We start from the raw sequence: 9055 nt of genomic DNA, 5'->3' as shown, positions 1-9055 counted from the left end.
GCGGCGGCACCGGCTGGCTCGTGACACGGAGGCGTTGCGCGACAAGGTTTCCCACCGCACGAACTCGCTGTCGCGTACCTTCGACAAAATCTGCGAATTGCTGCAGGAGCGCGGATATCTGAGCCCGGAGGGCGAGGTCACCGACCCGGGGCGGATGCTTGCCCGCTTGTGGACGGAGGCCGATCTGCTCGTGGCCGAGTGCATCCGCGAGGGGGTGTGGGAGGGCCTGCAGCCGCATGAGCTCGCGGGAGCGGCATCGGTGGTGCTGTATGAGTCGCGCCGCGAAGGCGACGAGCAGGCCACGATCCCGCGCGGCGCGGTGGCGACCGCGGTCGACGCGAGCCTGCGCGTCTATCACCGCCTGCTGCACGACGAGCGTCGGCTTGGCCTGCAACAGACCCGCGAGCCCGATCTGGGCTTCGTGTGGCCGATCTATCGCTGGGCCAAGGGCGAGCCGCTGGCCAAGGTGCTCGCCAGCGCGACTCTCGACGGTGACCTGCCGGCCGGCGATTTCGTCCGCTGGGCGCGGCAGGTGATCGACCTACTTGGACAGATCGCCGAGGCGCCGGGCACCTCGACCGAGCTGCGTAAGACCGCAAAGGACGCCATGGACTCGGTCAATCGGGGCATTCTTGCCTACAGTTCGGTCGGTTAGGCGGCAGCAACTTGCCGCTCGGTAGGTGATTCATTCATTCTGCGCAGGTGGCAGATGTTCATCATTTCAGCTATGGGCTGTTGACCCCGGGCGTCGCCTACGTCCTTTCGGTGCTGGGGTCACTGCTCGGGCTCACGTGCACGGCTCGTGCGCGTGCGGCCCAGTCGGGGGGAGAGCGGGCTTGGTGGCTTCTCCTCGCGGCGTGGGCCATCGGCGGGACGGGCATATGGTCCATGCATTTCATGGCGATGCTCGGATTCACCGTTCCAGGGGCGCGCATCCGCTATGACGTCCCGTTGACGGCGGCCAGCGCGGTGACCGCGATCGTGGTTGTCGGCATTGGACTGTTCATCGCCGGGTCAGGCAGGCGCGGCGGTGCACGGATCGTCCTAGGTGGACTGTTCACCGGGGTCGGCGTCGCCGCCATGCACTACACGGGCATGTTCGCGATGCGCGTGGACGGCAAGGTCAGCTACGACCCGGGCCTTGTGGCGGCCTCGGTCGTGATCGCCGTCGTGGCGGCGACCGTGGCCCTGTGGTTCACCGTCACGCTGTCCAATCGGATCGTCATCTTCGGCGCCGCGCTCGTGATGGGCGTTGCCGTGTGCGGCATGCATTACACGGGCATGGCGTCGATGTCGGTGACGCTGGCCGAGCACACCGACACGATCACCGGCGCGACAGCGTTGTCGTTGCTCGTGCCGATCGGGCTGTCCGTGCTGATCGTCATCGGCCTGCTGTTGTTCGCGATCGGCGTGGGACCGACCGATGAGGACTCGGCGGCGCGTGCCTATCTTGCGAAGCTTCAGGCAGAGCGCGAGGCGGCTCAGTCGGCGGCCGCGACCAACGCGTCCACCAGCCGGCGGCAGGGCCCGGCGATGTTCCAGCGCTCGGCCAGCCGGAGCAACTCGTCGGGATCCTTGGGCGACAAGGGGAGCCCGACATCGAGCTTTGGCAGCGACACGTCGACCGCGACCCGTACCACCTCGGACGCGACCTTCAAGTAGTCCATGGCCTCGGCCAGCTTGCCCCGCAGGCCCGGCGCGAAGTCACTGGACGGGTCATCGACGGCCTGGACAATGGCGTCCAGGCTGCCGTACCGCGCGATGAGCCGGGCGGCGGTCTTCTCGCCGACGCCCGGCACACCGGGCAGGCCGTCGCTCGGGTCGCCGCGCAGGGCCGCGAAGTCCGCATAGGACGATGCCGGCACGCCGTATTTCGCCTGCACGGCCGCCTCGTCGCACGCCTCAAGCTTGGCCACGCCACGACCGCAGTACAGCAGGGTGGTGTGCGGATCGACGAGCTGGAACAGGTCGCGGTCGCCGGAGGCCACCTCGACCGGGCCCGGGCCGCGCTTGGCCAGCGTGCCCAGCACGTCATCGGCCTCGTAGTCCTTGGCGCCCGCCCAGGCGATGCCGACCGCACTGAGCACCTCCAGGATCACGGGGATCTGGGGCACGAGACCGTCGGGCACCTCCTCGCCGCCCTTGGGCGAGAGCCGGTGCCGCTTGTAGGACGGGATCAGCTTGACCCGCCAAGCGGGCCTCCAGTCGTAGTCGAGCGCGCATACGAGCCGGTCAGGGCGGCGCGTGCGGATCAATGTGGCGACCATATCGACGAATCCGCGCACGGCGTTGACCGGTTCACCCGCGTCGGTCTGGGCCGCGGACTCGGGAATCCCGTGGTAGGCGCGGAAATAGAGGCTTGGCGCGTCCACGAGCAACATCGGCTTCACCCGTGGAACACTAACCTCCCTAACGTTCGTTAAGCTGGTGGGCATGGCTAGCGTTGCACGGCTGCTCCCCACCCCTGAGGCGCACGACCTGCTCGAACTGACCGAGGAGCTCGCCGAGAAGGAGCTCGCGCCCAAGGTCGACGACTACGAGGCGCGGGGCGAGTTCCCGCGCGAAATCATCCGGACGCTGGGGCGCTCCGGGCTGATGGGGCTGCCCTATCCGGAGGAGTACGGCGGCTCGGCCCAGCCGTACGAGGTGTATCTGCAGGTGTTGGAGATCCTCGCCGCCCGCTGGGTGGCGGTCGCCGAGGCGATCAGCGTGCACACGCTGGCCTGCTATCCGCTGGCCTATCACGGCTCCCAGGAGCAGCAGCGTCGCTGGCTGCCCGACATGCTGGGCGGCGAGCTGTTGGGCGCCTACTGCCTGTCCGAACCGGCGGGCGGCTCCGACGCGGCCAACCTGACCACACGCGCGGTGAAGGATCGCGAGCGCTATTTCATCAACGGCACCAAGGCATGGATCACGCACGCCGGGGTGGCCGACTTCTACAACGTGTTCTGCCGGACCGGCGGGCCCGGCCCGAAGGGCATCTCGTGCCTGCTCGCCCCCGACCACACCGCCGGGCTCCATGTGCAGAACCGGGAGCGCACCATGGGGCTCAAGGCCTCACCCGTGGCGCAGATCGCGTTCGATGACGCGGTCGTCGACGCCGACCGGCTGATCGGGCAGGAGGGCGAGGGCTTCCGGATCGCGATGGGCGCCCTCGACGCGGGCCGGCTGGGCATCGCAGCATGCGCGGTGGGGCTGGCGCAGGGCGCGCTGAACTACGCCACGATCTACGCGCGGGAGCGCACGCAGTTCGGCAAGCCCATCATCGATTTCCAGGGGCTGGGGTTCATGCTGGCCGACGCGGCCACGCAGATCTCGGCGGCGCGGGCGCTCACCCTGCACGCGGCCCGGCTGCGCGACGCGGGCAAGCCCTACTCGATCGAGGCGGCCAAGGCCAAGCTGTTCGCCTCCGACATGGCCATGCGGGTCACGACAGACATGGTGCAGGTGCTGGGCGGCGCGGGCTATGTGGCCGACCACCCGGTCGAGCGATACTTCCGCGAGGCCAAGGTCTTGCAGATCGTGGAGGGTACCAACCAGATCCAGCGCTTGGTGATCTCACGAGCGCTGGCCAAGGACGAGTGATCACACGACGGCGGTCCGTGGGTCGAAGCTACGCCACGGTGCCGGCGGCCAGCCCCTGGCGCACCGGGATCCATCCCGGGGTATCCGCGAACGTCTCCGCCTTCGGGGTGTCCCATGAGCCGGCGGTCGTGCTCTGGTGATAGTCCCACATTTCGAAGGTGCCCAAGCGGACCCCGTTGATGGTGACATGCAACAAGCCGGGGGTCTGCGAGCGATATTCGAAGGCGATGTGGTCGCGCCATTCGAGCGTCGCCACGAAATCGGCGAAGCTCTCGGTCACGTCTGCTACTACCACCTGGATTGAGGGGGAGGTTGCCCGGACTACGATGATCACATGGCGGTGGCGGTGCTACCTTGAGTGCCGTGGAGGAGACCGATCAGGCGATCGTTGCCGCGCTTGCCAAGGACGGGCGACTGTCCTATACGGACCTTGCGGCGCAGGTGGGCCTGTCCGTGTCGGCCGTGCACCAGCGGGTGCGCAGGCTGGAGCAGCGCGGCATCATCGCCGGCTATGGCGCCCGGGTCAACTTTGAGGCGATCGGCCTGCCGCTGACGGCCTTCGTGGCCATCCGCCCGTTCGACCCGGCGCAGCCCGACGACGCGCCGGAGAAACTCGCGCACCTGCCCGAGATCGAGTCGTGCTACTCGGTGGCGGGAGAAGATTTTTACATTCTTCTGGTACGGGTTGCCTCGCCCAGTGATCTGGAGCGGCTGCTCGCCGAGATCCGGACCAAGGCCAACGTGACGCACCGGACCACGGTGGTGCTCTCCACGCCGTTCGAGCAGCGGCCACCCCGGATTTGACTGTTCCAGCTTCCGCTGGGCTGGGTCAGCCGTTCCAGCGCAGCAGGACCTGCGTTTCGCGTTCGTAGCCGAGCACGCTCAGCGTGCCGGTCTCCAGCCGGAACAGCTCGCCGCCGGTGGCGGGCAGCCCCAGCCAGCGTGCGGTCAGCACGCGCAGCATGTGCGCGTGCCCGACGAGCGCCACGTCGCCGCTGGGCAGCATCACGGCGACGCGTTCGAGAACCCGGTCGGCGCGCTCGCCGACCTGGGCCGAGGTCTCGCCGCCCGGGCAGTCCTCGCGCCACACCGACCAGCCCGGCCGCTCCTGCCTGATCTCCACGGTGGTGCGCCCCTCGTAGGCGCCGTAGTTCCACTCCAGCAGGTCGTCATCGGTGGCGGTGACGGTCAGGCCGGCCAGCTCGGCCGTGCGCACGGCGCGCTTGAGCGGGCTGGACAGCACGGCCGCGAACGCCCGCCCGGCGAGCCGGTCGCCGAGGTGGGCAGCCTGGCGCTCACCCTCGACGGTCAGGTCCAGGTCGGTGTAGGACGTGTGCCGCCCGGAGGCGCTCCACTCGGTCTGTCCGTGGCGGATCAGGACGATCTCCCTCATAAAGGCAAATCCTGCCATCATCGGGTTTGTCTTCGTGCGATAGCGTCGCCATATGCAACTGACATGCCCAAAATGCCATGGTGAGATGCGCGCGTACGAGCGCAACGGGGTCACCGTCGATCAGTGCACGGAATGCCGGGGGATCTTCCTCGACCGGGGTGAGCTGGAGCGCCTGACGGCAGCGGAGAACGCCTGGCACGGGCCCGCCCAGCAGACCCAACAGCCAGCGCCGCCGCCGCCCCAGCCGGGCTACCAGCAGCCGCAGCACGGATATCAGCAGCCGGGCTACTCCTACGGCGGCCACCCGCACCACAAGAAGAAGAAGCACAGCTTCTTCGAGGAGCTGTTCGACTGAGTTTTCCGCAGCGGCTAGGCCCGGATCGCTGCGCGCCCGGCCCTAGCCGCGCAAGATCACGGCTTCGCCTGAACGGAGTCTGGTGAGTTTTCCGCAGCGGCTAGGCCCGGATCGCTGCGCGCCCGGCCCTAGCCGCGCAAAGCACGGCTTCGCCTGAACCGTGGTTTCGCGGGGTCAAGCGCAGTCGGCGTGCGGCCGGCTGCCGTAGATTCGGCGCATGGATTGGATCGCCCCAGAGGTCACACGCGCGCCCGCTCGCTACGTCGGCGACGAACGGGCCGTGTATCAGAGCATGCTGGAGTTTCACCGCGAGACGCTGCTCATGAAGTGCACCGGGCTGACCGCCGAGCAGCTCAAACTGCGCAGCGTCGAGCCGTCCACACTGACGCTGCTCGGGTTGGTGCGCCACATGACCGAGGTCGAGCGCAGCTGGTTCCGCAGGCGGGCCTCGGGCCTGTCGCTGGACTGGATCTACTGCACCGAGGCCAGCCCCGAGGGCGACTTCGACGACGTCGCCGGCGCCGACCCGCAGGCCGACTTCGACGCGCTCATCGCCGAGACCAAGCAGGCGGAAGCGGACGTGGCCGGGTTCCCGCTCGACCATACGATCCCGCATCCGAGCCGGGGCCCGGTTTCGCTGCGCTGGATCTACCTGCACATTCTCGAAGAGTACGCACGGCACAACGGGCACGCCGACCTGCTGCGCGAACGCATCGACGGCGTGACGGGGGAGTGAGTCCGATGTGGACGACTGCCGTGCTGATCGCGGCCACCGTCACGATGGGCTGGGTCGCCGGGTTGTTCTACGCCTATTGGATGTCGGTCATGCCGGGCCTGGCCAGGTCGGGCGACCGCACCTTCGTCGAGGCCATGAAGCGCATCAACGTGGCCATCCTCAACGGCTGGTTCGCGCTCGGGTTCGCCGGTGCAGTTGTGTTCACCGCGCTCGGGGCCGTGCTGACGGTCGGCGAACCCCCGTTTGTGTGGGTGCTCGCGGCCCTCGCGCTCTATGTGGCCCAGCTGGCCGTCACGTTCGGGGTCAACGTGCCGCTGAACAACGCACTCGACGCCGCTCCCGCCGACACCGAGCACGCCGCGACGCGCCAGGCGTTCGAGGCCAAATGGGTGCGCTTCAACCATGTGCGCACCGTCCTCACCACACTGGCACTGGGTTGCCTCGCCTGGGCCCTGGTCGAATGGGGCAGGGTGGTGGCTTAGCGGGCGCGCAGCCAGTCGGCCAGGGCGTGGAAGCCCCCGCGGGCCGCGGCCTGGGCGGGGGTGAGGTCGTCATAGCCCACCCGGTGCGGGTCGGCGCCCTGTCCGAGCAGGAATTCGGCCGCCTCGTGCTGCCCGCCGTGCGCGGCGCACCACAACGCGCCGTCGAGGTCGCCGCCCGGCGCGAGCTCGCGCACCCGGTCCATCAGGCCCAGCCCGGACGCCTGCCACAGGTTGGGCCGGGCGCCGCGCTCGACCAATGCCCGCGCGGCCTTCCACTGTCCGAACGCGACGGCGTTGGCCAGTGGCGTGCCTTGCCCGCCGTCGACGACCGATCCGTCGGCCTCGATGTCGGCCCCGGCGTCAAGCAGGGCATAGATCATCGCCACGTCGTCGCAGCTGGCCGCCCAGTGCAGCGGCGTCTCCCGATGCGGCCCGCCTTCGAAGCGGGCGTTGATGTCGGCTCCGGCCCGGATCAGCGCTGCCGCCGTGGCCGGCCCGTTGGGGAAGTTGCCGGGGAAGTCGGTCAGCACGTGCAACAGTGACCGCCCGTTTCCTTGCGGGTCCACGATTCTGGCGGTCGCGAGCCCGCCGTGCACGGCGAGCAGATCCTGCAGGCCGTCGACATCGCCGGTGTGGATTTCTGTGGTGACGGCGACCGCGAGCGGGTCGTCGTGCGCGAGCGCCGTCATATCGACTTGCCATTGAGCTGCTGGAAACCCTCGCGCACCAACTTGCGCAGCACACCGGTGTCCACATCGGACAAACGCTTCAGGTAGAGGCACGACTTGCCGGTGCTGTGCTTGCCCAGCCGGGCGAGCAGGTCGTCGCGCCCGTCGAAGCCATCCGAGAGGTATATCGTGAGCGCCTGCTTGCGCGGCGAGAAGGCGACCGCGGGCCAATCACCCTCCTGGCCGGAGGCGTATTTGTAGTGGTAGGTCCCGAATCCCACGATGCTGCCGCCCCACATGGTGGGCCGCTCGCCGGTCACCTCGGTCATCAGCGCGCACACGGCCTGGGCGTCGGCCCGCCGGCGCTCGTCGGCCACCGTGGCGAGGAACTCGTCCACGCTTGCCGCGTTCCTCTTCGTCTTGAGCTCCGCCATGACGGTCAGGTTAGTTGCTTGCGCCAGAATTTGCGCCCCGACTCCGGAAGGGTGTCGATCGGATCGTAGTAGGCGTACCGCTTGGACAGCACGTCTTCGGCACTGTCCTCAATGGACGTGCGATAGTTCTTGGTCCAGTACGAGATGCCGTGCTCGCGGTCGTACTCGGTGACCATGTGGACCCAGCGCTTGCCCACGAACGGCACGTCGCACACGATCCGCGGGGTGGCGTAGCCCGGCAGGTAGCCCATGATGTCGTGCTGCAACTCCTGAGCCTGCCAGACGGCCAGCCGCCAGTGCTCCGAATTGGGGATCATGTCGCACATGTAGAAGTAGTACGGCAGGATGTTGGCCTCGCCCTGCAACGCGAAGCACAGATCAAGCAGTTGCTCCTGGGTGGCATTGACACCGCGCATCAGCACGCCCTGGTTGCGCACGTCGCGTACGCCCACTTCGAGCGCTGTTTTGGCGGCTCGGGCGACCAGGGGCGTCAGCGACGCCACATGGTTGACATGGGTGTGGATGGCGAGGTTGACCCCGCGGCGGCGGGCGGTGCGGGCCACCCGCTCCAGGCCCTCGACCACATCGTGCTGCAGCCAGTGCTGGGGCAGGCCCATGAGCGCCTTGGTGGCCAGGCGGATGTCGCGGATGGTCTCGATGTCGAGCAGACGCATCAGGTATGACTCCAGGCCCCGCCACGGCACGTTGGCCACATCGCCGCCGGAGACCACGACATCACGCACGCCGGGGTGCGCCTTGAGGTAGGCGATGTGCGCGTCGTAGCGATCGACCGGCTTGAGTTCCAGCTTGAGCTTGTCGATGGTGGGCGTGGAGTTGCCGACCAGGTCCATGCGCGTGCAGTGGCCGCAGTATTGCGGGCACGTGGACAGCAGCTCGGCGAGAACCTTCGTGGGGTAGCGGTGGGTCAGGCCCTCGGCAACCCACATGTCGTGCTCATGCAGCGAGTCGCGCGTGGCATGGGGGTGCGACGCCCACTCGGCGAGGCGGTCGGAGGCGACGGGGATCATATAGCGCCGGACCGGGTCGGCGTAGAAGGCGTCCGTGGTCACGGCCTCACGCGCCATCGTGTTGATCATTTGGGGCGGCACGAGCATGGACATGGTCGCGAGCTCGCGCTGGTCGGCTTCCAGATCGGCGTAGAACGACTCGGCCACGCGATCGCCGAGCACGTTGCGCAGCTGCCGGATGTTTTTGACGCAGTTGACCCGCTGCCACTGCGCCGACTCCCACTGCGCCTGGGTGACGTCGCGCCAGCCGGGGAAGCGGGTCCAGTCCGGCTCCACCAGCTCGGTGCGGCGGTACTCGTACGGTTGGCCGATCATCTGCATGCCCCAAGACCATACTGGAATTTCTTCGGTATAGCATCTAATCTACCGGAGGA

11 protein-coding genes and 2 pseudogenes are annotated in these 9055 nt (G+C 68.2%); 7 read left to right on the top strand and 6 right to left on the bottom strand.

From position 1 onward, the window contains the following. Positions 1 to 655 (top strand): annotated as a pseudogene (locus DM816_RS22775) (DEAD/DEAH box helicase); the annotation flags it as partial. Between the two features lie 47 nt (positions 656 to 702). Continuing rightward, positions 703 to 1365: pseudogene (locus DM816_RS44635) on the top strand (MHYT domain-containing protein); the annotation flags it as partial. A 116-nt stretch (positions 1366 to 1481) separates the two neighbouring features. Here DM816_RS44635 and DM816_RS22765 read toward each other — a convergent pair. Next, entirely contained in the window at positions 1482 to 2381 is a 900-nt protein-coding gene (locus DM816_RS22765) for a 5'-3' exonuclease (RefSeq protein ID WP_246002140.1), read from the bottom strand. Positions 2382 to 2433: 52 nt separating this feature from the next. On the opposite strand from DM816_RS22765, the gene DM816_RS22760 reads away from it, so the two are divergent. After that, positions 2434 to 3585 (top strand): acyl-CoA dehydrogenase family protein, encoded by a 1152-nt coding sequence (locus DM816_RS22760; RefSeq protein WP_117212370.1) that lies wholly within the window; start codon positions 2434 to 2436, stop codon positions 3583 to 3585. Between the two features lie 28 nt (positions 3586 to 3613). Here DM816_RS22760 and DM816_RS22755 read toward each other — a convergent pair whose 3' ends face one another. Beyond that, a complete protein-coding gene (locus DM816_RS22755; protein WP_117212369.1) occupies positions 3614 to 3865 on the bottom strand; it encodes a hypothetical protein in 252 nt (83 codons plus the stop codon). A gap of 83 nt (positions 3866 to 3948) precedes the next feature. On the opposite strand from DM816_RS22755, the gene DM816_RS22750 reads away from it, so the two are divergent. Continuing rightward, positions 3949 to 4389 carry an Lrp/AsnC family transcriptional regulator gene (locus DM816_RS22750; RefSeq protein ID WP_117212368.1) on the top strand — a complete coding sequence of 147 codons (441 nt, stop codon included), beginning with the start codon at positions 3949 to 3951 and terminating at the stop codon, positions 4387 to 4389. A 25-nt stretch (positions 4390 to 4414) separates the two neighbouring features. Here the strand turns inward: DM816_RS22750 and DM816_RS22745 are convergent, their stop codons facing one another. Next, positions 4415 to 4978, bottom strand: coding sequence for a histidine phosphatase family protein (locus DM816_RS22745; protein ID WP_117212367.1), 564 nt, complete (start codon positions 4976 to 4978; stop codon positions 4415 to 4417). Between the two features lie 52 nt (positions 4979 to 5030). Here DM816_RS22745 and DM816_RS22740 point away from each other — a divergent pair, with 52 nt between their 5' ends. From DM816_RS22740 to DM816_RS22730, 3 genes are all read left to right on the top strand, one after another. Further along, the gene (locus tag DM816_RS22740; RefSeq protein WP_117212366.1) at positions 5031 to 5333 is read left to right on the top strand and encodes a TFIIB-type zinc ribbon-containing protein; all 303 of its coding nucleotides are present in this window, start codon (positions 5031 to 5033) and stop codon (positions 5331 to 5333) included. Positions 5334 to 5550: 217 nt separating this feature from the next. Then, positions 5551 to 6069: a DinB family protein gene (locus DM816_RS22735; protein ID WP_117212365.1), complete on the top strand. Its 519-nt coding sequence runs from the start codon at positions 5551 to 5553 to the stop codon at positions 6067 to 6069. A 5-nt stretch (positions 6070 to 6074) separates the two neighbouring features. Continuing rightward, positions 6075 to 6551 (top strand): anthrone oxygenase family protein, encoded by a 477-nt coding sequence (locus tag DM816_RS22730; RefSeq protein WP_117212364.1) that lies wholly within the window; start codon positions 6075 to 6077, stop codon positions 6549 to 6551. On the opposite strand, the gene DM816_RS22725 is transcribed toward DM816_RS22730, so the two are convergent. The 3 genes from DM816_RS22725 to DM816_RS22715 are packed head-to-tail and all read right to left on the bottom strand — an operon-like array spanning position 6548 to position 9002. Further along, positions 6548 to 7240: an ankyrin repeat domain-containing protein gene (locus DM816_RS22725; protein ID WP_117212363.1), complete on the bottom strand. Its 693-nt coding sequence runs from the start codon at positions 7238 to 7240 to the stop codon at positions 6548 to 6550. The genes DM816_RS22730 and DM816_RS22725 overlap by 4 nt on opposite strands. Further along, positions 7237 to 7653 carry a DUF1801 domain-containing protein gene (locus tag DM816_RS22720; RefSeq protein WP_117212362.1) on the bottom strand — a complete coding sequence of 139 codons (417 nt, stop codon included), beginning with the start codon at positions 7651 to 7653 and terminating at the stop codon, positions 7237 to 7239. The genes DM816_RS22725 and DM816_RS22720 overlap by 4 nt, the downstream gene beginning before the upstream one ends. Before the next feature lie 5 nt (positions 7654 to 7658). Continuing rightward, on the bottom strand, positions 7659 to 9002 hold the full coding sequence (locus tag DM816_RS22715; protein ID WP_117212361.1) for a KamA family radical SAM protein: 1344 nt from the start codon (positions 9000 to 9002) through the stop codon (positions 7659 to 7661). Between the last annotated feature and the right edge of the window lie 53 nt (positions 9003 to 9055).

Origin of the sequence: Allorhizocola rhizosphaerae, from assembly GCF_003426775.1 — a bacterium.
GTDB classification, from domain to species: Bacteria; Actinomycetota; Actinomycetes; order Mycobacteriales; family Micromonosporaceae; genus Allorhizocola; species Allorhizocola rhizosphaerae.
Note: the sequence above shows the minus strand (reverse complement) of the source record. Positions and strands in the feature narration are given on the sequence as shown.